We start from the raw sequence: 21,452 nt of genomic DNA, 5'->3' as shown, positions 1-21,452 counted from the left end.
GCACGACCACGGTACGCGGTCCGGGAGGGGGCGCCGACCGCCGGGAGCGCCGTCGGGAGCAGCGGCGACCCGTCGATCCGCGCCAGAGGACCCGGCGGACATTGCCGGACGGAGGCGGGAGGCCTACGGTCGCGCCCGTGGGCGGTCCCGAAGCCGGCCACGGAGAGAGGCCGACGTGGGCGCGCTCATCTACAGCTCGATCGCGTCGCTCGACGGCTACGTGAACGACGCGGACGGCGGATTCGCCTGGGCGGAGCCGCGACCCGCCGTGCACCGCTTCATCACGGAGCGCGAGGGGCGGGTGCGCACGTACCTGTACGGGCGGCGCATGTACGAGGTCATGCGCGCGTGGGAGCAGACCTGGGCCCTCGCGGAGGAGTTCGCGTTCATCCGCGACTTCCAGGAGATGTGGCGGGCGGCCGACAAGGTCGTGTACTCGACGACGCTGGAGTCGGCCGAGACCCGCCGTACCCGCGTCGAGGGCGGGTTCGACCCGGTCGTCGTCGCCGCGCAGGTCAGCGCCGCCGACCACGACGTCTCGATCGGCGGGCCGACCCTCGCCCGGCACGCGCTGCTCGCCGGGATCGTCGACGAGGTGCAGGTCTACACGGTGCCGGTGGCGGTGGGCGGCGGGACCCACTTCCTCCCGTGCGGGTTCCACGCGCGCCTCGACCTGCGCGAGGAGCACCGCTTCGCCGACGGCACGGTCTTCACGCGCTACAGCGTGCGGCGCTGAGACCGGCTACTCGGCGCCGACCAGCGCGGCGATCCGAGAGGCGAGACGGGCGCCCTGAGCACGTCCGGCGCGGGCGGAGGCGGCGCGGACGGCCGGGTCGAGCGAGTTCGGGCCGAAGGCGCGCACCGACTCCTCGTCGGCGTAGAGCACCTCGACCCGCGAGTCCGCGAGGGCGTCGAGCTCGCCGGTCGGGATCAGGCCCGCGCCGGGCGTGCCGACTCCCGGCAGCGGAGTGACGATCAGGACCCAGTCGGCTCCCGCGGCGAGGTCGGCGTTGCTGCCGGAGCGCACGCCGCCGTCCATGTAGCGGACGCCGTCGATGCTGACGGGAGGCCAGACCCCGGGGACGGCGCAGCTGGCGGAGATCGCGTCGACGAGGCCGACACCGCTCTCGCGGTCGAACACGCGCAGCTCACCGGTGGCCGTGTCGACCGCGGTGATGAGCAGACGCTGCTCGGGCCAGTCGGCGTCGCCCACGCGGGCCGAGATGACGGCCCGGCGCGTGTCCTCGGGGAGCGTCTCGGCCTCGAGCGCGAGGGTGCCGATGCGGCGCCGCGCGTCCTGGGGCGAGGTCGCGCCCTCGACGGCCGCGGCGAAGAGGGCCTGGAGGCGCTCACCGTCGACGTCCGCTCCGATCTCGGCGGACTCCTCCTGGAGCTGGGCCTCGTACGACTCGTCGAGGCCGGTGCCGGTGCTCAGCTGCGCGGCGACCGCGGAGCCCGCGGAGGTGCCGATGAAGGTCGTCGACGGATCGAGCAGGAGGCGGGCCGCCTCGGGGGAGGCGTCGGCGAGGCCGCGGAGGACGCCGAGCTCCCAGGCGATTCCGGCGAGGCCGCCGCCGGCGAGGACGAGTGCACCAGGCATGGGGGAGGTCCTTTCGATCAGGATCAGGAGGGGGCGGGCGCTGCGGAGCGCCGCAGCACCAACGCTGTCACATCGTCGTGCGCGTCGTCTGCGAGAGCGTGCAGACGCTCGAAGAGAGCGGGGTCGTCGTTGCTCCGCACCAGCTCGGCGAGACGGTCGAGCGCGTCGAGGCGCCCGCCGAGGACGTCGAGCAGGCCGTCGCTGCAGGAGAAGAGCGCGTCGCCGGGGGCGAGCACGCGCTGCTCCTCCTCCCAGGAGACGTCGGCGGCGATGCCGAGCGGGACGCCGGTGGAGGCGAGCCGCTCCGAGGTGCCGTCGGCGCGCAGCAGGAGGGTGAGGCCGTGGCCGCTGTCCACGAACGCGACGGCGCCGCTCGCGAGGTCGACCCGGGCGATCAGCGCGGTCGCGAACATCCCGGTCGCGGTCAGGTCGGGCAGGAGCTGGCGGTTGACGGCCTCGACGGCTGCCGCGGGAGGGAGCTCCGGCCGCGCCTGGAACGCGGAGCGGATCGCGGAGGCGACGATCGCCGCCGAGACCCCCTTGCCCATCACGTCGACCAGCTCGAGGGAGAGGTCGTCCCCGCTGCGGCGCCACGCCGTGTAGTCGCCGGCGACGTCGTGCAGCGGCGTGGTCAGCGAGTCGAGGCTCCACTCGCCGAGGTCGAGGCGCTGGGGCCGGAGCCGCTCCTGCGTCTCGCTCGCGCGTCCGGAGAAGGCGATCTCGCGCAGCTCCCGCTCGGCCCACCGGCCGAGGTCCTCGAGGATCTCGCGCTCCTCCTCCGAGAAGCCGCGCACCTCGCTGTCGATGATGCAGATCGTGCCGACGCGGAGGCCGTCCCCGACGACGAGCGGGCGGCCCGCGTAGAAGCGCACGTGAGGGGATCCGGTGACGACTCCGCGGTCGGCGAACCGCGGATCGGCGGTGGCGTCCTCGACGACGAGGATGTCGCCCTGCTGGACCGTGACGTCGCACATCGAGTCGGCGCGCAGCATCCTGCTCGCCCGCGCCGAGCGCTGGGGCGACTTCGTGAACTGCGTCGACTCCTCGAGGATGTTGATCTCGGCGAGGGGGACGCGCAGGAGCCGGCGGGCGATGCGGGTGATCCTGTCGAAGCGCTCCTGGGGGGTGCTCAGGCCGATCCCGAGCTCGGCGATCGCGGCGAGGCGGGCGCGCTCGGTCGGCTCGCTCACGTGCGGGTCCGGGCGAGTGCCCAAAGGTTCTGCCCGTCGACACGGCGGTAGGAGAACTCGGTGACGAGGGCGTGGATGAACGGGATCCCGCGGCCTGCCTCGTCCCACTCGTCCGGCATGTCGCGGGGGTCGGCGACCTCGGCGGGCGCCTCCTCGGCGGAGTCGTTGAGCGAGGCGCGCAGCTCGGTCGCGTCGACGCGGATCTCGACCAGGCAGATGATGTGCCGGTACGACCGGGCGTGCTGGACGATGTTCGAGGTCAGCTCGACCAGCGCGGTCTCGAACGACATCCGGTCGACCGGCGCGACGCCCGGCTCCTCGAGCCACAGCTCCTCGAGCGCCTCGTGGACGGCGGTGACGCCGTCCTCGGGCGGCGTGCGCACGACGAAGGAGCGCTCAGGCACGGTAGGCCTCCTCGACGGTCTCGGCGCTCCCGAGCAGGCGGTCGAGGTTGGACAGGCCGAGCACCATGGCGGGCTGCTCGCCGGCGGCGGCCACGCGCAGCTCGCCGCCCGCCTTCCGCGCCTCCTTGAGTCCGGCGACGAGGACGCCGAGCCCGGACGAGTCGAGGAACTCGACGGCCGCCAGGTCGACGACCACGCGGACCTCTCCCGCCTCGAGCGCGCGCTGGAGGACCGCTTCGAGCTCCCACGCCGTGGACAGGTCGAGCCGGCCGACGGGGCGGATCACCACGATGTCGGGCTCGATCCGCTCGGTGCTGATCCTCGAGCTGGGCTCCATGGTTTCCTCCTGACGGGACGGCACGCGGTTCCGCAGGGCTCGGAGACGTGGTGAGGACGCGGTCGGGGGCGCGACCGAGGGATTCCGGGTCCGGTGCGGGGGTGAATCGGGGAGTTCGTCCGCCTCCGACCGTACAAGGGAACGGGGCGCCCCGTGGGAGGCGTGACCGCATCCGCGCTGCGACACGCGGTCCGCGGCCCCGGGAGGAGGCTCCGCTCAGCCCCTCGCGGCGGCGAGAGCGTCGGCGGCGAGCCGCACGGAGGCGTCCCGGCCGGTCAGCCAGAGCGGCACGGAGCGGGCGCGGAGCCCCGCCGACTCGAGCGCCGGGACCGCGTCCGCGTCCTCCTCGCCGACGAGCCAGGCGTCGAGGAGGCCGCCCCCGCTCCGGGCTCCGTAGTGCCGGCCGACGGCCTCGGCGGAGGTCTCGACGCCGATCGCGGCGAGGCAGGCGTCGGCCATGCCGCGCACCACCGCGCCTCCGATGACGGGGGAGACGCCCACGACGGGTGCGGAGGTCCGGCGGAGGGCGTCCGCGATCCCGGGCACTCCGAGGATCGTGCCGATCGAGACGACGGGATTGGAGGGGGCGACGAGCACCGCGTCGGTGTCGGCGATCGCCTCCAGCACGCCCGGGGCGGGGCGGGCGCTCTCCACCCCCTGCTGGACGAAGCGGCGCGCGGGCGCTGACGCCCGAAGCCGCACCCACCACTCCTCGAAGTGGAGGAGCCGCACGCCCTCGCCGGGAAGGTCGACCTCGACGTGGGTCTCGACGTCCTGGTCCGACATCGGCAGCAGGCGGACCCCCAGCGGCCAGCGGGCGGTGATCCGCGCGGTCGCCTCCGAGAGGGTGAGGCCGTCGCGCAGCATCGAGCTGCGGGCGATGTGGGTGCCGAGGTCGAGGTCGCCCAGGGTGAACCACGGCCAGCCGACGCCGAAGGCGGTGAGCTCGGCCGAGACCCGCTCGCTCTCGCCGGCCCGCCCCCAGCCGCGCTCCGTGTCGTTCACTCCGCCGAGCGCGTAGGTGATCGAGTCGAGGTCGGGGCAGACCTTGAGGCCGGTGAGCCACATGTCGTCGCCGGTGTTGACGACGACGGTGATCTCGCTCGCCTCGCCGCCGGCGGCCTCGAGGTCGCGGAGGTGCTCGCGGACCGCCGAGGTGAAGCGGGCGCCGCCGACGCCTCCGGCCAGGATCGTGATGCGCATCCGCCCACGCTAGCGGCACCGACGGATTCCTCCCCCGGCGAGCCTTAATGCTGCGGATCCGCGCCGGAAACACCGGGGAAACGTCGAACCCCGACGATGAAGCCCTGTCCCCGGAGCCGGACGGTCCGTCATTGCCTTCGGGCCCGGCGGGGACCACAGTGGGTCCACGTCCCCGGCTCCGCACCGCCCGGCGGAGCACGACCGGAGCCGGACAGGGACGCCCGAGCATGGAGGTACCGATGACCATCGTCCGCGCAGCGATCACCCAGACGACCTGGACCGGCGACAAGGAGTCGATGCTCGACAAGCACGAGCGGATGGCCCGGGACGCCGCAGCCGACGGCGCGCAGATCGTCTGCTTCCAGGAGCTGTTCTACGGCCCGTACTTCGGCATCACCCAGGACAAGAAGTACTACCGCTACGCCGAGCCCGCCGACGGGCCGATCGTGCAGCGCTTCGCGGCCCTCGCGAAGGAGCTGGGCGTGGTGATGATCCTCCCGATCTACGAGGAGGAGCAGACCGGCGTCTACTACAACACCGCGGTCGTGGTCGACGCCGACGGGACGATCCTCGGCAAGTACCGCAAGCACCACATCCCGCACCTGGACCGCTTCTGGGAGAAGTTCTACTTCCGGCCCGGGAACCTCGGCTTCCCGGTCTTCGACACCGCGGTCGGCAAGGTCGGCGTCCACATCTGCTACGACCGCCACTTCCCGGAGGGCTGGCGGGAGCTGGGCCTGAACGGCGCCCACCTCGTCTTCAACCCCAACGCCACCAAGCCCGGCCTGTCGAACCGCCTCTGGGAGGTCGAGGGCCCGGCGGCCGCGGTGGCGAACGGCTACTTCGTGCTGCAGCCCAACCGCGTCGGCCGGGAGGACAACGAGTACGGCGACCTCGCGGTCGACTTCTACGGCACCAGCCAGATCATCGATCCGCGGGGGGAGTTCGTCGGGGAGCGGGGCTCGGGCGAGGCCGAGGAGATCCTGATCCGCGACCTCGAGATGGACATGGTGCAGGAGATGCGCGACGACTGGCAGTTCTACCGGGACCGCCGGCCGGAGTCGTACACCAGCATCCCGAAGCCGTGAACGCAGACCGAGACGGGGAAGACCGATGAAGACCCTCATCACCGGCGGAACGGTCGTCAACGCGACCGGCACCGGAGCCGCAGACGTCCTGATCGACGGCGAGACCATCGCCGCCGTCCTCGCCCCCGGCTCCACGCTGCTGGGCTTCGACCTGGCGGCCCACGTCGACCGGGTGATCGACGCGCGCGGCAAGTACGTCATCCCGGGCGGGATCGACGCGCACACGCACATGGAGATGCCGTTCGGCGGCACCTCTGCCTCGGACACCTTCGAGACCGGCACGCGCGCCGCGGCCTGGGGCGGCACGACGTCGATCGTCGACTTCGTAGTGCAGTACCCGGGCGAGAGCGTCGTCGACCGGTTCCAGGCGTGGCAGGAGAAGGCGGCCGGCAACTGCGCGATCGACTACGGCTTCCACCAGATCCTCTCGGACGTGCAGGACTCCTCGCTCGTCGCGATGGACGAGCTGATGCGCGAGGGGGTGACCAGCTTCAAGCTGTTCATGGCCTACAAGGGCGTGTTCCTCTCGGACGACGGGCAGATCCTCCGGGCGTTCCAGAAGGGCGCGGAGAACGGCGCGATGATGATGATGCACGCCGAGAACGGCGCCCTCATCGACGAACTGGTGAAGCAGACCCTCGCCGCCGGGAACACCGCGCCGTACTTCCACGGCACCTCTCGCCCCTGGCAGGCGGAGGAGGAGGCGACGCACCGGGCGATCATGATCGCCGACCTCACCGGCGCGCCGCTGTACGTGGTGCACGTCTCCGCGAAGCAGGCGGTGGAGCAGATCGCCCAGGCCCGCGACCGCGGCATGAACGTCTTCGGGGAGACCTGCCCGCAGTACCTCTACCTCTCGCTCGAGGAGCAGCTCGGCGCGCCGGGCTTCGAGGGCGCGAAGTGGGTGTGCTCCACGCCGCTGCGCTCGAAGGCGGAGGGGCATCAGCACCACATGTGGCAGTCGCTGCGCACCAACGACATCCAGATGGTCTCGACCGACCACTGCCCCTTCTGCATGAAGGGCCAGAAGGACATGGGGATCGGCGACTTCTCGAAGATCCCCAACGGCATCGGCTCGGTGGAGCACCGGATGGACCTGATGTACCAGGGCGTGGTGTCGGGGCAGATCTCCCTGCCGCGCTGGGTCGAGCTCACCTCGACCACCCCGGCGCGGATGTTCGGGATGTACGGGAGGAAGGGCGTCATCCAGCCCGGGGCCGACGGCGACGTCGTCGTCTACGACCCGAGCGGGCACACCTCGATCGGGATCGGCGAGGGCCGAAGCCACCACATGAACATGGACTACTCGGCCTGGGAGGGCTTCGAGATCGACGGCCACGTCGACACGGTGATCTCCCGCGGCAGGGTCGTCGTCGACGACGGCTCCTACGTCGGCACGAAGGGCGACGGGGCGTACATCCCGCGCGGTCTGAGCCAGTACCTGATCTGAGCCGGCACCCGATCCGAGCCAGCACCTGATCGAGCAGAAGGAACCCCATGGACTTCGGAGTCGTCCTCCAGACCAACCCGCCCGCCTCGCGCACCGTCGCGCTCGCCGTCCTCGCGGAGACGCACGGCTTCGACTACGCGTGGACCTTCGACTCGCACCTGCTCTGGCAGGAGCCCTACGTGATCTACTCGCAGATCCTCGAGAGGACGCACCGGATCACGGTCGGCCCGATGGTCACCAACCCCGCCACGCGTGACTGGACGGTCATCGCCTCGCTGCACGCGACGCTCAACGAGATGTACGGGAACCGCACGGTGTGCGGGATCGGCCGCGGCGACTCCGCGGTGAGAGTGACCGGAGGAGCTCCGACGACGCTCAAGACGCTGCGGGAGTCGATCCACGTCATCCGCGAGCTCGCCAACAGCCGTCCGGTCGAGTACAACGGCCAGACGCTGCAGTTCCCGTGGAGCCGGGGCTCGTCCCTGGAGATGTGGGTGGCCGCCTACGGCCCGCTCGCCCTGAAGCTCGCGGGCGAGGTCGGCGACGGCTTCATCCTGCAGCTGGCCGACGTGGACATCGCGCGCTGGATGATCGGCGCCGTCAAGGAGGCGGCGGCGAACGCCGGCCGGGATCCCGGGTCGCTGCAGTTCTGCGTCGCGGCGCCGATGTACATCGGCACCGACCGGGAGCACATGCGCGACCAGTGCCGCTGGTTCGGCGGGATGGTCGGCAACCACGTGGCCGACATCGTGAGCCGCTACGGCGCCTCCGGAGCGGTGCCGCAGGCGCTGACGGACTACATCGCCGGGCGCGAGGGCTACGACTACAACGAGCACGGCCGCGCGGGCAACAGCCACACCGCCTTCGTGCCGGACGAGATCGTGGAGCGCTTCTGCGTGCTGGGCACGGCGGACGAGCACATCGAGAAGCTCCGGGCGCTCGCCGACATCGGCGTGACGCAGTTCGCGGGCTACCTCCAGCACGACAACAAGGAGGAGACGCTGCGCGTGTACGGCGAGCGAGTCATCCCGGAGCTGCGCGAGCACATCGTGGCCCGCGCATGAGACCGGCCCTCGCGCGCGGGCTCGTGCTCGGCGCCGGCGGGCTCCTCCTGCTCGCGCTCGTGTGGGAGGGCTGGAAGGCGCTCGGGCCCGAGGCCGGGGTGGTCGTCGGAGGAGTCACGGTGCTCCCGCGCACGAGCGCCATCGCGATGCCCCACCTCTGGGAGATCGCGGCCCGGCTCGGCGAGCCGGTCACCGGAGCGCGGAACGCCCCGGCGCTCTGGTCGGCCGTCCTGGGGGCGAGTGCCTTCTCGCTCGGGATCGCCGCGGTCGGCTGGGTCGTCGGCACCGTCGTGGGGCTGCTCCTGGCTCTCCTGATGCAGCGGTTCCGCACGGCGGAGTCGGCGGTGCTGCCCTGGATCGTGCTGAGCCAGACGGTGCCCCTGATCGCGATCGCCCCACTGGTGCGGCGCTGGGGGTCGCAGCTCGAGCTCGGACCGGTGACCTGGGAGAACTGGATGTCGGTGTCACTGATCGCCTCCTACCTCGCGTTCTTCCCCGTCTCGATCGGGGCGCTCCGCGGGCTCGGCTCGCCGACGGCCCACCAGGTCGAGCTGATGCACGTGTACGGCGTCGGCTGGTGGAAGACGCTGGTGCGCCTGAGGCTCCCGGCGAGCGTGCCCTACCTGCTGCCGGCCCTCCGGCTCGGAGCGGTCAGCGCCGTCGTCGGCACGATCGTCGCCGAGGTCTCGATCGGCCTGCGCGGCGGGATCGGCCGCATGATCATCGAGTTCGCCTCCGCTGCCGGAGGCGACCCCGCCAAGCCCTGGGCGCCGATCCTCGGGGCTGTGCTGGTGGGCCTCGCGGCCGCCGGCGCCGTCGCCCTGCTCGGCACCCTCCTCCGTCCGTACCGCCGAGGGGAGCAGCCCGCATGAGCACTGCAGGATCCGCGGTCGTCGTCGACTCGGTCACGAGGACCTTCACCACCGCTCGCGCCGCGAGCGTCACGGCGCTCCAGGACGTCTCGCTCGAGGTGGCCGCGGGGGAGTTCGTCTCGCTGATCGGCCCGTCCGGCTGCGGCAAGTCGACGCTGCTGCGGCTGATCGCCGACCTCGACGAGCCGGACTCCGGCTCGATCGCCGTGTTCGGCAAGACGGCCCGGAAGGCGAGGCTCGACCAGGACTACGGGATCGCGTTCCAGCAGGCGGGCCTCCTGCCGTGGCGCACGATCCGGGCGAACATCGCCCTGCCGCTGGAGCTGCACGGCGTCGCCGCGACCGCCCGGCGCTCGCGCGTCGACGAGCTGCTGGCGCTGGTCGGGCTCGGCGACTTCGCCGACTCCTACCCGGACCAGCTCTCCGGCGGGATGCAGCAGCGCGTCGCCATCGCGCGGGCGCTCGCCGAGAGCCCGCGCCTGCTCCTCATGGACGAGCCGTTCGGGGCGCTCGACGAGATGACCCGCGAGCGGATGCAGACGGAGCTGCTGCGGATCCGGCGCGAGACCGGCGCCGCCGTCGTCTTCGTCACCCACTCGATCCCGGAGGCGGTGTTCCTCTCGGACCGCGTCGTGGTGATGTCGCCGCGGCCGGGAAGGATCCGCGACGTCCTCCCGGTCGGACTCCCCGGAGCATCCGAGCGCGACGCGGCGGTCAGGGAGGACACGGCGTTCTTCCGCGACGTGAGCGCCGTGCGCGAGCTGCTGCACGGCGATCCCGCCGCCGTGCCGCGCGGAGTGGAGAACCGGTGAGCACGACGGCGCTGGCGCGCAGCGTGCTCGCGCCGCTCGTGCTCGGGATCGCCGCGGTCCTGCTCTGGCAGGCCGGGGTCACCGCTCTGGCGATCCAGCCGTTCGTGCTCCCGTCGCCGCTGGCGATCGGACAGGAGTTCGCCACGAACCTCGGCTCCGTCGCCGAGGGCAGCGCGGTGACCGGCCGCAACGCGCTGGTCGGCCTGCTGGTCGGCGCAGTGCTGGCGGTCGTGGTCGCCGGACTCTCGGCGCTCGCGCGGGTCTTCGACGGACTGGTCGCGCCGATCGTGGCCGCGGCCGCCGTCGTGCCGATCGTCGCCCTCGCTCCGGTGCTCTACACGATGTTCGGAGCGAACGCCGAGACCGCGAGGCAGCTCGTCGCGGCGCTCGCCGTGTTCGTGCCGGTGTACGTGACGACGCTGCGCGGGCTGCGGCAGGCCGCTCCGGTGCACCGCGACCTGCTGAAGGCCTACGCGGCGACCCCCTGGCAGACCGCCCGCACGATCACGCTGCCGGGAGCGGTGCCCTACGTCTTCACGGGGCTCCGCATCGCCTCTTCGCTCGCGGTGATCTCGGCGCTGGTCGCCGAGTACTTCGGCGGACCCGTGGGCGGGCTCGGCAAGTCGATCACGACGGCGGCCTCGGGCAGCGACTACGCGCTCGCCTACGCCTACGTCCTGGGCGCCGTGCTCGTCGGCCTCGCGTTCTACTGCGTGACGGCCGCGCTCGAGGCGTTCGCGCTGCGCCGCAGCCGGCTGCGCTGAGCGCGGCGCCGCGCGTCCCCGCACCCTTCTCGATCCTCCCGATTCCCGACTCCCGATTCCCGACTCCACCCGACGCACCATCCGCACCGCCCGCATCATCAGCGCCACCTGCACCACAGCACCACCTGCACCGCCGCACCACGGGGCGCGCCGCACCGGCGACCCCGCAGACCGCACCAGGAGGACCCGTGACCAGACGCACCCGCATCACCCTGACGACGACCGCCGCCTTCGCGGCCGTGGGCCTCGCGCTCACCGGCTGCAGCGCCTCCGGCGGCTCCGACCCGGGGTCGGACTCCGGCTCCGGCGGCCTCACGCCGGTCACCCTGCAGCTGCAGTGGGTGGCCCAGGCGCAGTTCGCCGGGTACTACGCCGCGCTCGACCAGGGCTACTACGAGGACGAGGGCCTCGACGTGACGATCGCCGAGGGAGGCGGCGACATCGTCCCCCAGGACGTGCTCGCCTCGGGCGACGCGGACTACGCGATCTCCTGGGTGCCCAAGGTCCTCGGCTCGATCGAGCAGGGGGCCGGGATCACCGACGTCGCGCAGATCTTCGAGCGCAGCGCCACCACGCAGATCTCCTTCAAGGACAAGGGGATCACCTCGCCGGCCGACCTGGCCGGGAAGAGCGTGGGCAGCTGGGGCTACGGCAACGAGTGGGAGCTGTTCGCCGGCATGCAGAAGGACGGCGTCTCCCTCGACGACATCTCGCTGGTCCAGCAGCAGTTCGACATGAACGGCTTCCTCGCAGGCGACATCGACGCGGCCCAGGCGATGACCTACAACGAGTACGCCCAGGTCCTCGAGACCGTGAACCCCGCCACAGGCGAGCTGTACCGGCCGGACGACCTGAACGTCATCAGCTGGAACGACATCGGGACCGCGATGCTCCAGGACGCGATCTGGGCGGACGCGGGCAGGCTCGCCGACGACGACGCGTACGCCGAGCAGACGGTCGCCTTCATCAAGGCCTCGATCAAGGGCTGGATCTTCGCGAAGGACGACCCGCAGGCGGCGGCCGACATCGTCACCGCGGCCGGATCCACGCTCGGCACCAGCCACCAGCTCTGGATGACCAACGAGGTCAACAAGCTGATCTGGCCCTCGACGAGCGGCGTCGGGATGATCGACGAGGCCGCGTGGCAGCAGACGGTCGACATCGCGAAGGAGACGGAGAACGAGACGGGCGCGACGATCATCAGCGCGGACCCGCCCGCCACCGCCTACTCGAACGAGTACATCGAGAAGGCGCTCGCGGAGCTCGCCGACGAGGGAGTGGACACGAGCGGTGCCGACTACGCGCCGATCGACGTGACGCTGGAGGCCGGCGGCGCCTGAGCCCGGACTCCGCCCCTCCCGGCTCCTCCCGGCCCCTCCGGCCCCGGAGGGGGCCGGGAGGGGTAGGCTGGACCCTCGTGACTACTTTCAAGAAGACGCCGTTCACCGTGAACGTGCGCGACCTCGTGAGGCGACCGGGCGAGATGCGCGAGCACCGCCTCGAGCTCGAGGCGCCGGAGCAGTTCGGCGAGGGGATCGTCGCGGTCCGCAAGGGATCGGCCGTCGATCTCGACGTCCGGCTCGAGTCCGTGCACGAGGGGATTCTGGCCAGTGTCGAGGTGTCGGCGAGGGCCGACGGCGAGTGCAGCCGGTGCCTGACCGACATCTCCCTGCCTGTCGATGTCGAGTTCCAGGAACTTTTCGCGTACTCTTCTGACGAAGCTTTCGACTATGAGGTTCACGACGACCACGTGGATCTTGAACCTCTGGTCAGGGATGCGGTGGTTCTGTCGCTGCCGTTCCAGCCGGTCTGCCGGCCGGACTGTCCGGGCCTCGACCCCGTCACGGGGGAGCGGCTGGCCGATTCCTCCACGCCCGAACCCGAGGCGCCGCGCGACTCCCGGTGGGCCGCGCTCGCAGGGTTGAGCGAGGAGGACGGCGGGGCCGCAGCGCCCGGAGCTTCCACCGACAGAGCTTCCGCAGACAGCGGTGAGGGCGCGACCGCCCGCACCGAATCCGACTAGAGGTAGAGAAGAGAGAATCATGGCTGTTCCCAAGAGGAAGAAGTCCCGCGCGAACACCCACGCCCGTCGTTCGCAGTGGAAGGCCGAGGTCCCCACCCTCGTCAAGACCATCGAGAACGGCAAGGTCGTCTACAGCCTTCCCCACCGCGCCAAGGTCGTCGAGGACTCCGCGGGCACCGCGCTGTTCCTCGAGTACAAGGGCCGCAAGGTCGCCGACGTCTGATCCCGCTCCTCGTCCGCACGGCGCGGGGCGCACCGCCTCTCGACGAACGGACCGCGGTCCATGGTGAACCAGACCTCCGCACGACCCTCCAGCGACGACCGGTCGCGTCTGGAGGCCACGCTCGGCGTGAGCCTCGACGGTGAGCTCTTCGAGCTCGCCCTGACGCACCGGTCGTTCGCTTTCGAGCACGGCGGCATCCCGCACAACGAGCGCCTCGAGTTCCTCGGCGACTCGATCCTCGGGCAGGCCGTGACCGTCATGCTCTACACCGAGTACCCCGCCCTCAGCGAGGGCGACCTGGCCAAACGCCGGGCGAGCCTCGTCTCGACCGTCGCGCTCGCCGAGATCGCCCGCGGCATCGGCCTGGGCGAGTTCCTCCGCCTCGGACGCGGCGAGGAGCTGACCGGCGGCCGCGACAAGGCGTCGATCCTCGCCGACACGGTCGAGGCCATCATCGGCGCCGTCTACCTGGGCACCGGTCCCGACGCGGCCCGCGACCTGGTGCTGCGCCTGATCGCCCCTCTGCGGGCCGATCCGCTCCGCTTCGGCGTCTCGATGGACCCGAAGACGAGCCTGCAGGAGGCGGCCGCCCAGCGCGGTGCGCCGGCCCCGCGCTACGAGATCGCCGCCACCGGCCCCGACCACAACAAGGTGTTCGTCGCCACCGTGATCGTCGGCGGACTCGTCACCGCCCGCGGCGAGGGGACGAGCAAGAAGGCGGCCGAGATGGCCGCCGCGCTCGACGCGTGGACGCGTCTGGCGGCCCCCGGCGCACCCGTCGCTCCAACGGTCTCGGACTGACCGTGCCCGAGCTGCCCGAGGTCGAGGTGGTGCGGGCGGGTCTCGCTCCCGCGGTCACCGGCTCCCTGGTGACCGGCGTCGAGATCGTCGACGAGCGCTCGCTGAAGCGGCACGTGCATCCGCACGGGACCTTCGAGCGCCTGCTCGTCGGGCGCCGGCTCGAAGCGGCGGTGCGGCGCGGGAAGTTCCTCTGGCTGCCCGCGGGCCGCGACGAGGCGCTGCTCGTGCACCTCGGCATGAGCGGCCAGGTGCTGCTGCGCACGGCGGATGCGGCGCTGCCGCGGCTGGCGCGCATCCGGATCGGGATCGAGCACCCCGAGCACGGCGAGCTCGCCCTGCACTTCGTCGACCAGCGGATCTTCGGCTCGATGGCGGTCGACGCTCTGGTGCCGACCCCGGACGGAGCGCCGGGCGGCTACGCGGGCGAGGAGGTCCGCGGAGGCGGCTGGCTGCGCGCCGTGCCCTCGCAGGTCGCGCACATCGCCCGCGATCCGCTCGACCCCTCCTTCGACCTGGGCTCGGTCGTCGCGTCGCTGGCGAGGAGGAGCAGCGGGATCAAGCGGGCGCTGCTCGACCAGACGCTCGTGAGCGGCATCGGGAACATCTACGCGGACGAGTCGCTGTGGGCGGCGGAGCTGCACCCGGAGCGGCCGAGCTCGTCGCTCGGCGAGGCGCGCATCCGCCGCCTCTTCGCCGAGGTGCGCTCGGTGCTCGAACGGGCGCTGGCCGAGGGCGGCACCAGCTTCGATGCGCAGTACGTGAACGTGAACGGCGCCTCCGGCTACTTCTCGCACAGCCTGCACGCCTACGGGCAGACGGGGAAGCCGTGCGCCCGGTGCGGCGCGGCGATCGTGCGGGTGCCGTTCATGAACCGCTCCTCGCACCTCTGCCCGCACTGCCAGCAACTGCCGCGCTGACGCGCCGGTGGGCGCCGCCTCAGGCGGCGGCGTCGGCGGGCGCCGGAGCGTACCGGGAGTGGACGACGAGCTCGCCCAGCAGCGTCGCGACGAGCGTGATGACCGCGGCGATCGCCAGGCCGAGCCAGAGTCCGACCAGCAGGGCGAGCGCGCCGACTCCGGCACCCGCGGCGATCAGGACGATCGCCGCCGCGCGGCGGAACCACGGCTGACCGGAACCACCCGCCAGGCGGGAGTCCGCGGCGAGGCCGGTAATCGTCGAGGTCACGACGACCGTCGTGACGTCCTTGACGGCGAGGTGGCGGGCGGTCGCGGCCTGGAGGCCCATCGCCCCGCCCAGCACGCCGGTGACGGTGAAGGCGAGTGGCTCGGGGTGCTCGGGCACGACCGCGAGCACGATCGCCAGGACGCCGAGCAGGATGCCGACCACCGCGAAGAGCCAGGTCGAGCGCGAGGTCCAGCCCTTCTTCACCGGGCGGAGCACCCGGCCGCCGATCACGGCGCCGATCATGAAGGCGCCCAGCGCGATCAGGGGGCCGACCACGGGCAGGTCGGCCGCGCCGGAGAGGGCCATGCCGAGGATGACGACGTTGCCGGTCATGTTGCCGGCGAAGACGCGGTCGAGCCCGAGGTACCCGACGGCGTCGATGATGCCGGTCGAGAAGGTGAGGGCGAGCATCAGGCCGAGGGTCGCGCCCTCGGAGCGGGTGCGCAGGCGTCGGAACACGGGAGTCCTGTCGTCGGGGGCGGGTCTGGAGAATCGTGGCACACGCGTGCATATGCTCGAAACACGGCGCGGTTAGGGTCGGACGGCGCGGACGGGCCGCGCGGGAGGCGGACGCGCATGCGGTGGACGGAGTGGGCGGTGCAGCCCGGTGAGGGAGTGCCGCCGGGGGTCGACTACCTGCCGGCCGAGCCGGGTTCGGTGCTGTGGGGGCGCCTGCCGTGCGCGGCGGACGCGCCCGTGCTCACCGTCGACTCGGGGGCCGAGGTCGTCATCGACACGCTCAGCCACGAGGGCGTGCTGGAGGATCAGGGCCGCGATCCGGTCGCCTTCTTCGGCCGCCACGGAGTCGCTCCGGAGGGGGTGCTGCGCGACGCGGTCGCGCTCGCCGCGGACGGGCCGTTCCGCGACGGCGAGACGGACGGGCCGCACGTGGTCACGGGGCCGATCGCCGTCCGGGGAGCGCTGCCGGGGGACCTGCTCCGGATGACCCTCCTCGAGGCCGAGCCGCGCGTGCCGTACGGAGTCGTCTCGAACCGGCACGGCCGCGGGGCGCTGCCGGGCGAGTACCCGCTGCAGGAGGGGCCGTTCAGCGTCTTCGCGCGCGTCGACGAGGACGCGCAGGGCGGTCTCCGCGGCGTGATCCCGCTGGTGCCGGGAGGAGAGCGGGCAGCCCGGTTCCCGCTCCGGCCGTTCCTCGGGATCATGGGCGTCGCCGTCGCAGGGGAGGAGCGCCCGCACTCCGTGCCGCCCGGTGCGCACGGGGGCAACATCGACATCGCACTGCTGACCGCCGGAACCAGCCTCTACCTTCCCGTGCAGGTCCCGGGCGCGCTCGCGTACGTCGGCGATCCCCACTTCGCGCAGGGCGACGGCGAGGTGGCGCTGACGGCGATGGAGGCGAGCCTGCGCGTCCGGGTGCGCCTGGAGGTCGTCCCGCGCGCCGAGGCGATCGCGGCGTTCGGGGAGCTGCTCGGGCCGATGGGGGAGACCGGCGAGTTCCTCGTGCCCACCGGGATGGACGAGGACCTGGACGTCGCCGTGCAGAACTGCGTCCGCGCGGCCATCGCGCTGCTGGCGGCCCGCTACGGGATGGACCCGGCTCACGCCTACGCCTACCTCAGCGCGGCGACCGACTTCGACATCTCGCAGGTCGTCGACCTGGTGAAGGGCGTGCACGCCCGCGTCCGGACGGCCGACTTCGATGACTGACCCGCGGGTGACGACGCTCGAGGGCGACCTGCCGGACGGGCTGGTGGACGCGGTCCTGGCGTACGAGGCGGCGCTCGGGGCGGACGACGTCGCGGCGCTCGCCGACGCGTTCGTGGACGCGCCGACGACGCTCCGGGGCGACGCCTCCGGGCTGCTCGTCGGCCACGCGGTGATCACCGGCTTCCGGGGTCGTCGCGGCGGGGCACCTGTGCGGGAGCTGGTGGAGCTGCACGTCAGGGCGGTCGATGCGGGCACGGCGCTCGTGGTGAGCGTGAACGCTCCGGCCCGTGGCGGGCGCGGGCTCGTCACGCAGCTGTGGTCGCGCGAGGGCGGGACCTGGCGGGTGCGCGCTGCGCAGGTGCAGGCGCCCTCGCCCGCGCTGGACCCCCGCGTCTGGCGGGCCGTCGGCGCGCCGCTCGTGCCGGCCGCCGGCTCCGGGACCCTCGACGGACTGGACGTCGCAGTCAAGGACCTCTTCGCGATCGAGGGCCAGCGGATCGGCGCGGGAGTGCCGGCCCGCCTCGCCTCCGCGCCGATCGAGGCGGCGACCGCTCCGGCCGTCGCGCAGCTGCTCGCAGCGGGAGCGTCGGTGCGCGGGATCGCTCAGACCGATGAGTTCGCCTACAGCATCGCCGGCCGGAACTCCGGCTACGGGACGCCGCCCAATCCGGCCGTGCCCGGAGCGATCCCGGGCGGATCGTCGAGCGGACCGGCGACCGCCGTGTCGCTCGGGCAGGCAGCCGTCGGGCTGGCGACCGACACCGCGGGATCGATTCGGGTACCCGCCTCCTACCAGGGCCTGTGGGGGCTGAGGACGACCCACGGTGCAGTGCCCGTCGAGGGGCTGCTGCCGCTGGCGCCGAGCTTCGACACCGTCGGGTGGCTGACGCGGGACCTCGGCACGCTGAGGCGGGTGGCCGAGGTCTGCCTGCCGTCCGGCCCGCCGGTGCGGAGTCTCGCGGTGGCGCCGGCACTGCTGGGCGGGGTGGACGCGGCCGTCCGCGCGGCGTTCCGATCGGCCGTCGAGGGGCTGAGCGCCGACGAGGTGGCGCTGCCGGCCGTGGCGGAGATGCTCGAGGCGTTCCGGCTGGTGCAGGCCGCGGAGGCGTGGCGGTCGAGCGGCTCGTGGGTCGCGGCGCATCCGGGAGTGCTGGCGGCAGACGTGCAGGCGCGCTTCGACGCGGCCTCGCTCGTCGACGAGCAGGAGGAGACGGCCGCGCGGGCGCGGGTCGCGGGTTTCCGGCAGGCGCTCGACGGCGCGCTCGACGGGCGGGTGCTGCTCCTGCCGTCGGCGTCGTCGGTCGCGCCGACCCTCGACGCGTCGGTCGAGACGATCGACGCGGCACGGTCGGCGACGCTCGGCCTGACCTGCGTCGCGGGGATCGGCGGGTATCCGGCGCTGTCGGTGCCGCGGCTGAGCGTCGACGGTGCTCCGGTGGGGCTCTGCCTGGTCGGGCCACGCGGATCGGACCTCGCGCTCCTGGAGCTGGCCGGCGCGCTCTGAGGGCGCGCTCCGAGTGCGGGTGGGGGGCATCCCGCGCCCGCAGGAGCGCAGCATGTCCCGCGGTCAGAACGGCGGCGGCGCATCGCTGAAGCTCGGCCTGCGCGGTGGCCGCGGTGGCGCGGGCGGATCGGGGGGACGGGTGACCACGCGGCGGCCGGTGGGAGTGGTCCAGTCGGCCGAACCGTCGGGGTGGAGCGTGTAGGTCCAGCGGTCCCCGTGGCGGACGTGGTGGTGGCCGACGCAGAGCGACGCCAGGTTGTGGAGTGCGGTGTCGCCTCCGTGGCGCCACTCCAGCGTGTGGTCGGCCTCGGCCGTCGCCGCCGGCCGGGTGCAGCCGGGAAAGCGGCAGGTCCGGTCGCGCAGCTGGAGTGCGAGGCGCATCCGCGGGGGAGGGAGGCGGTGCGTCCTGCCGACCGAGACGACGGCACCCGACCCCGGGTGGATGAGCACCGGGGTGACGGCCGAGCAGGGTCCGAGGAGCTCGCGCGCGACGCCGGCCGGGACGAGGCCGTAGCCGTCCAGTTCTGCCGGCGTCTCGTCCTGCCCGGCCGCGGTGCTCGCGGCCACGGTCAGACGCACCTCGGCCCGGATGCCGCGAGCAGACGTCCGCGGCCTCTCGTCGCCTGGCGCCGTACCGGACACGTCGCCGTCGCAGAGCAGGTCGACGAGCGCGTCGGCCCGCAGCTGCGCGAGCGTGCGCTCCTGCGCCGGACCGCTCCCGCCGCCCGTCCTGTCGCCGTTCCCGTCGCGGAGGGTGCGGGCGATCCGGTCGAGCCGCGCGAGCGCGCCCATCGCGGCCGGAGCGGGGAGGGTCGCGCAGAGCGTGGCCATGCCGTCCTGCTCGGGTGAGACCCAGACGGCCCGGTCCTCCCGGGCGCGAGCGTGGCGATCGGCGAGGGGCACGTCGTGCAGTTCGTCGCGCAGTCGGACGAGGCGTCCCCGCAGCTGGGTCGGCGTCATCGAGGCGGCGAGTCCCGCAGCGCGCTCGTCGAACTCCCGGAGGGAGGCCGGCGGCAGGGTCGCGGCGACTCCGCAGATGATCTGCCCCGCCTCCCAGCGCAGCCGCGCCTCGGCCAGCGCGGCGCGCGTGCACGGGAGGTGCTCGACCAGCAGGCGGGCGTGCTCGAGCTCCCGGGCGGCCACGCGCTCGGACACGGCCAGCGCTACGGCGAGCTCGGCCCGCACCGAGCGCTCCACGAGGTCGCGCGACTCGCTGGGTGACCCGCCGCGAGCGAACGCCTCGGGGCGGCGGAGCGCAGCCCTGTACGCCTCGTGCAGCGCCTCGGCGGAGGCGAGGTGGAGCGGAGCCGCGGACCGGGCGAGCAGCGCCGCACGGTCGCCGAGGGCGCGGACCTCCTCGACTCCCTGCCGCATCCGATCCGCCATACCTGTATTGAATCAGCGACCACCGACACCCGGGCCGCAGAGGCGTCCGATCAGGAGAATCAGACCCTGAGCCGCCCCTGTGGAGGAGCGCTGCGCCGCCGGAGGGGTGCCGAGACCCCGACACGGCTCAGGAGGGTCCGCGGAGGACCGACGTCAGCGTGAGCAGGATCACGACGACGCCGACGACGACGAAGAGGGCGCCTCCCGCGGCCATCACGACGGGCGACTGCGTTCTCGGCCCGACCCTCTGCCCCCGCCTGCGCAGCTGGTCACGGGCCCGCGCGGAGATCCACTCGCGCCGGCCGATGAACACCGCTCCGAAGACGATCGCGATCGGCGCCCAGACGAGAGCGACGATCTGGTCCTCGGTTACCGGCCAGTGACCGTTCGGTGCGGCGCTGTCCTCATGCCGACCAGTGTCCCGCGGACCTCCCGGGTGACCCGCCGCACACCGCGAAACACCGGCGAAACGTCCGTCGCATAGGCTCTCCGGGTGAAACGACTGTTTCTCTCCCGCTCGTGAAGAGGTGGCCCATGACCGCGCCCGCACCGTTCCTCCCCGTCGATCCGCCGCCGCGCCTGCTGATGGGGCCGGGCCCGATCAACGCGGATCCGCGCGTCCTGCGTGCGATGTCGGCGCAGCTGGTCGGGCAGTACGACCCGTTCATGACGGCGACGATGACGGAGACGCAGGAGCTGTACCGGCAGGTGTTCCGCACCCGCAACGAGAAGACGATGCTCGTCGACGGCACGAGCCGTGCGGGCATCGAGGCGGCGCTGGTCTCGATGCTGGAGCCGGGCGACCGCGTGCTCGTGCCGGTCTTCGGGCGGTTCGGGCACCTCCTCCGGGAGATCGCGGAGCGCTGCGGCGCGGAGGTGCACGTGATCGAGGCCGAGTGGGGGCAGGTCTTCCCCGTCTCGGCGATCGCCGAGGCCCTGGCCCGGGTGAAGCCGAAGATGCTGGCCGTGGTCCACGGCGACACGTCGACCACCATGGCGCAGCCGCTGGAAGAGCTCGGCGCCCTCTGCGAGAAGCACGGCGCCCTCTTCTACACCGACGTCACCGCCTCCCTCGCGGGCAACGCCTTCGCGACCGACGAGCTCGGGCTCGACGCGGTCACCGCGGGGCTCCAGAAGTGCCTGGGTGGCCCGTCCGGATCGGCTCCCGTCACCTTCTCGGAGAAGGCCGTCGCGGTGATCGAGTCGCGCAGGAGCATCGAGGCGGGGATCCGCGACGAGGGCGACACTGTCAGCGCCCGCCGCGTCCGCTCCAACTACTTCGACCTCGGGATGATCTTCGACTACTGGGGGCCGCGCCGCCTCAACCACCACACCGAGGCGACCACGATGCTCTACGGCGCGCGCGAGTGCGCCCGCATCGTCGTCGAGGAGGGCCTGGACGAGACGGTCGCCCGCCACGCGCTGCACGGGTCGGCGATGCTCGCCGGAGTCCGCGGCCTCGATCTCGAGGTGTTCGGCGACGTCGGGCACAAGATGACGAACGTCGTCGCGGTGCGCATCCCGCAGGGCGTGAACGGTGATGCGGTGCGCGGGGAGATGCTCGCCGACTTCGGCATCGAGATCGGCACGTCCTTCGGGCCGCTGCACGGGAAGGTCTGGCGCATCGGCACGATGGGCTACAACGCCCGGACGGACGCGGTGCTGACCACCCTGGCGGCGCTGGAGGCGGTGCTGCGCCGCGCGGGCGCCTCCGTCCCGGTGGGCGGCGGAGTCGCGGGGGCCTACGAGGTCTACGGGGCGGCACGCGTATGACCGGCACCACCACGGACCCCGCCACCACGACCGCGCCCGGGAAGGTCTCGAGCCGGCCGACCGTGGCGATCACGCCCTGCTCCCGCGCGATGCGCTCCACCGCGA

At 72.8% G+C, this 21,452-nt stretch carries 22 protein-coding genes; 15 read left to right on the top strand and 7 right to left on the bottom strand.

The features are described from left to right. Positions 1 to 175: 175 nt before the first annotated feature. A complete protein-coding gene (locus tag C5D04_RS05670; RefSeq protein ID WP_104226668.1) occupies positions 176 to 736 on the top strand; it encodes a dihydrofolate reductase family protein in 561 nt (186 codons plus the stop codon). A 6-nt stretch (positions 737 to 742) separates the two neighbouring features. Here the strand turns inward: C5D04_RS05670 and C5D04_RS05665 are convergent, their stop codons facing one another. From C5D04_RS05665 to cofD, 5 genes are all read right to left on the bottom strand, one after another. Beyond that, positions 743 to 1,600 (bottom strand): patatin-like phospholipase family protein, encoded by an 858-nt coding sequence (locus C5D04_RS05665; RefSeq protein WP_104238200.1) that lies wholly within the window; start codon positions 1,598 to 1,600, stop codon positions 743 to 745. A gap of 23 nt (positions 1,601 to 1,623) precedes the next feature. Beyond that, complete coding sequence (locus tag C5D04_RS05660; protein WP_181137674.1) at positions 1,624 to 2,790, bottom strand: PP2C family protein-serine/threonine phosphatase; 1,167 nt, start codon at positions 2,788 to 2,790, stop codon at positions 1,624 to 1,626. After that, on the bottom strand, positions 2,787 to 3,194 hold the full coding sequence (locus C5D04_RS05655) for an ATP-binding protein (RefSeq protein ID WP_104223473.1): 408 nt from the start codon (positions 3,192 to 3,194) through the stop codon (positions 2,787 to 2,789). Before C5D04_RS05655 ends, C5D04_RS05660 begins: the two co-directional genes overlap by 4 nt. Continuing rightward, complete coding sequence (locus tag C5D04_RS05650) at positions 3,187 to 3,531, bottom strand: STAS domain-containing protein (RefSeq protein WP_104223474.1); 345 nt, start codon at positions 3,529 to 3,531, stop codon at positions 3,187 to 3,189. Before C5D04_RS05650 ends, C5D04_RS05655 begins: the two co-directional genes overlap by 8 nt. Positions 3,532 to 3,747: 216 nt before the next feature. Then, positions 3,748 to 4,734, bottom strand: coding sequence for a 2-phospho-L-lactate transferase (cofD, locus tag C5D04_RS05645; protein ID WP_104234201.1), 987 nt, complete (start codon positions 4,732 to 4,734; stop codon positions 3,748 to 3,750). 239 nt (positions 4,735 to 4,973) lie between these two features. Here cofD and C5D04_RS05640 point away from each other — a divergent pair, with 239 nt between their 5' ends. From C5D04_RS05640 to mutM, 11 genes are all read left to right on the top strand, one after another. Continuing rightward, on the top strand, positions 4,974 to 5,822 hold the full coding sequence (locus tag C5D04_RS05640) for a nitrilase-related carbon-nitrogen hydrolase (protein ID WP_104223476.1): 849 nt from the start codon (positions 4,974 to 4,976) through the stop codon (positions 5,820 to 5,822). A 25-nt stretch (positions 5,823 to 5,847) separates the two neighbouring features. After that, positions 5,848 to 7,272, top strand: coding sequence for a dihydropyrimidinase (hydA, locus tag C5D04_RS05635; protein WP_104223477.1), 1,425 nt, complete (start codon positions 5,848 to 5,850; stop codon positions 7,270 to 7,272). A 47-nt stretch (positions 7,273 to 7,319) separates the two neighbouring features. Continuing rightward, the gene (locus C5D04_RS05630) at positions 7,320 to 8,336 is read left to right on the top strand and encodes a TIGR03842 family LLM class F420-dependent oxidoreductase (RefSeq protein WP_104234203.1); all 1,017 of its coding nucleotides are present in this window, start codon (positions 7,320 to 7,322) and stop codon (positions 8,334 to 8,336) included. Then, positions 8,333 to 9,208 (top strand): ABC transporter permease, encoded by an 876-nt coding sequence (locus tag C5D04_RS05625; RefSeq protein ID WP_104234204.1) that lies wholly within the window; start codon positions 8,333 to 8,335, stop codon positions 9,206 to 9,208. The genes C5D04_RS05630 and C5D04_RS05625 overlap by 4 nt, the downstream gene beginning before the upstream one ends. Then, positions 9,205 to 10,020: an ABC transporter ATP-binding protein gene (locus tag C5D04_RS05620; protein ID WP_104347379.1), complete on the top strand. Its 816-nt coding sequence runs from the start codon at positions 9,205 to 9,207 to the stop codon at positions 10,018 to 10,020. The genes C5D04_RS05625 and C5D04_RS05620 overlap by 4 nt, the downstream gene beginning before the upstream one ends. After that, positions 10,017 to 10,784 (top strand): ABC transporter permease, encoded by a 768-nt coding sequence (locus C5D04_RS05615; RefSeq protein ID WP_104295900.1) that lies wholly within the window; start codon positions 10,017 to 10,019, stop codon positions 10,782 to 10,784. Before C5D04_RS05620 ends, C5D04_RS05615 begins: the two co-directional genes overlap by 4 nt. 188 nt (positions 10,785 to 10,972) lie before the next feature. Then, entirely contained in the window at positions 10,973 to 12,124 is a 1,152-nt protein-coding gene (locus tag C5D04_RS05610; RefSeq protein WP_258068845.1) for an ABC transporter substrate-binding protein, read from the top strand. Between the two features lie 143 nt (positions 12,125 to 12,267). After that, the gene (locus C5D04_RS05605; RefSeq protein ID WP_104247536.1) at positions 12,268 to 12,807 is read left to right on the top strand and encodes a DUF177 domain-containing protein; all 540 of its coding nucleotides are present in this window, start codon (positions 12,268 to 12,270) and stop codon (positions 12,805 to 12,807) included. A gap of 19 nt (positions 12,808 to 12,826) precedes the next feature. Then, positions 12,827 to 13,030 carry a 50S ribosomal protein L32 gene (gene rpmF / locus C5D04_RS05600; RefSeq protein WP_104223482.1) on the top strand — a complete coding sequence of 68 codons (204 nt, stop codon included), beginning with the start codon at positions 12,827 to 12,829 and terminating at the stop codon, positions 13,028 to 13,030. Positions 13,031 to 13,090: 60 nt separating this feature from the next. After that, a complete protein-coding gene (gene rnc, locus C5D04_RS05595; RefSeq protein WP_104325836.1) occupies positions 13,091 to 13,831 on the top strand; it encodes a ribonuclease III in 741 nt (246 codons plus the stop codon). Between the two features lie 2 nt (positions 13,832 to 13,833). After that, positions 13,834 to 14,748: a bifunctional DNA-formamidopyrimidine glycosylase/DNA-(apurinic or apyrimidinic site) lyase gene (gene mutM, locus C5D04_RS05590; protein WP_104283536.1), complete on the top strand. Its 915-nt coding sequence runs from the start codon at positions 13,834 to 13,836 to the stop codon at positions 14,746 to 14,748. 19 nt (positions 14,749 to 14,767) lie between these two features. On the opposite strand, the gene C5D04_RS05585 is transcribed toward mutM, so the two are convergent. Further along, a complete protein-coding gene (locus C5D04_RS05585; RefSeq protein WP_308470741.1) occupies positions 14,768 to 15,475 on the bottom strand; it encodes a YoaK family protein in 708 nt (235 codons plus the stop codon). A 117-nt stretch (positions 15,476 to 15,592) separates the two neighbouring features. Here C5D04_RS05585 and C5D04_RS05580 point away from each other — a divergent pair, with 117 nt between their 5' ends. Then, positions 15,593 to 16,684: an acetamidase/formamidase family protein gene (locus C5D04_RS05580; protein ID WP_104325835.1), complete on the top strand. Its 1,092-nt coding sequence runs from the start codon at positions 15,593 to 15,595 to the stop codon at positions 16,682 to 16,684. Continuing rightward, positions 16,677 to 18,188, top strand: a complete 1,512-nt coding sequence (locus C5D04_RS05575) for an AtzH-like domain-containing protein (protein ID WP_104325834.1) — start codon at positions 16,677 to 16,679, stop codon at positions 18,186 to 18,188. The genes C5D04_RS05580 and C5D04_RS05575 overlap by 8 nt, the downstream gene beginning before the upstream one ends. A gap of 63 nt (positions 18,189 to 18,251) precedes the next feature. Here C5D04_RS05575 and C5D04_RS05570 read toward each other — a convergent pair whose 3' ends face one another. After that, positions 18,252 to 19,574, bottom strand: coding sequence for an HNH endonuclease signature motif containing protein (locus C5D04_RS05570; RefSeq protein ID WP_104257914.1), 1,323 nt, complete (start codon positions 19,572 to 19,574; stop codon positions 18,252 to 18,254). A gap of 534 nt (positions 19,575 to 20,108) precedes the next feature. Here C5D04_RS05570 and C5D04_RS05560 point away from each other — a divergent pair. Further along, positions 20,109 to 21,347: an alanine--glyoxylate aminotransferase family protein gene (locus tag C5D04_RS05560; protein WP_258065136.1), complete on the top strand. Its 1,239-nt coding sequence runs from the start codon at positions 20,109 to 20,111 to the stop codon at positions 21,345 to 21,347. Positions 21,348 to 21,452: the final 105 nt, after the last annotated feature.

Origin of the sequence: Rathayibacter sp. AY1D2 (assembly GCF_002932695.1) — a bacterium.
GTDB lineage: Bacteria > Actinomycetota > Actinomycetes > Actinomycetales > Microbacteriaceae > Rathayibacter.
Note: the sequence above shows the minus strand (reverse complement) of the source record. Positions and strands in the feature narration are given on the sequence as shown.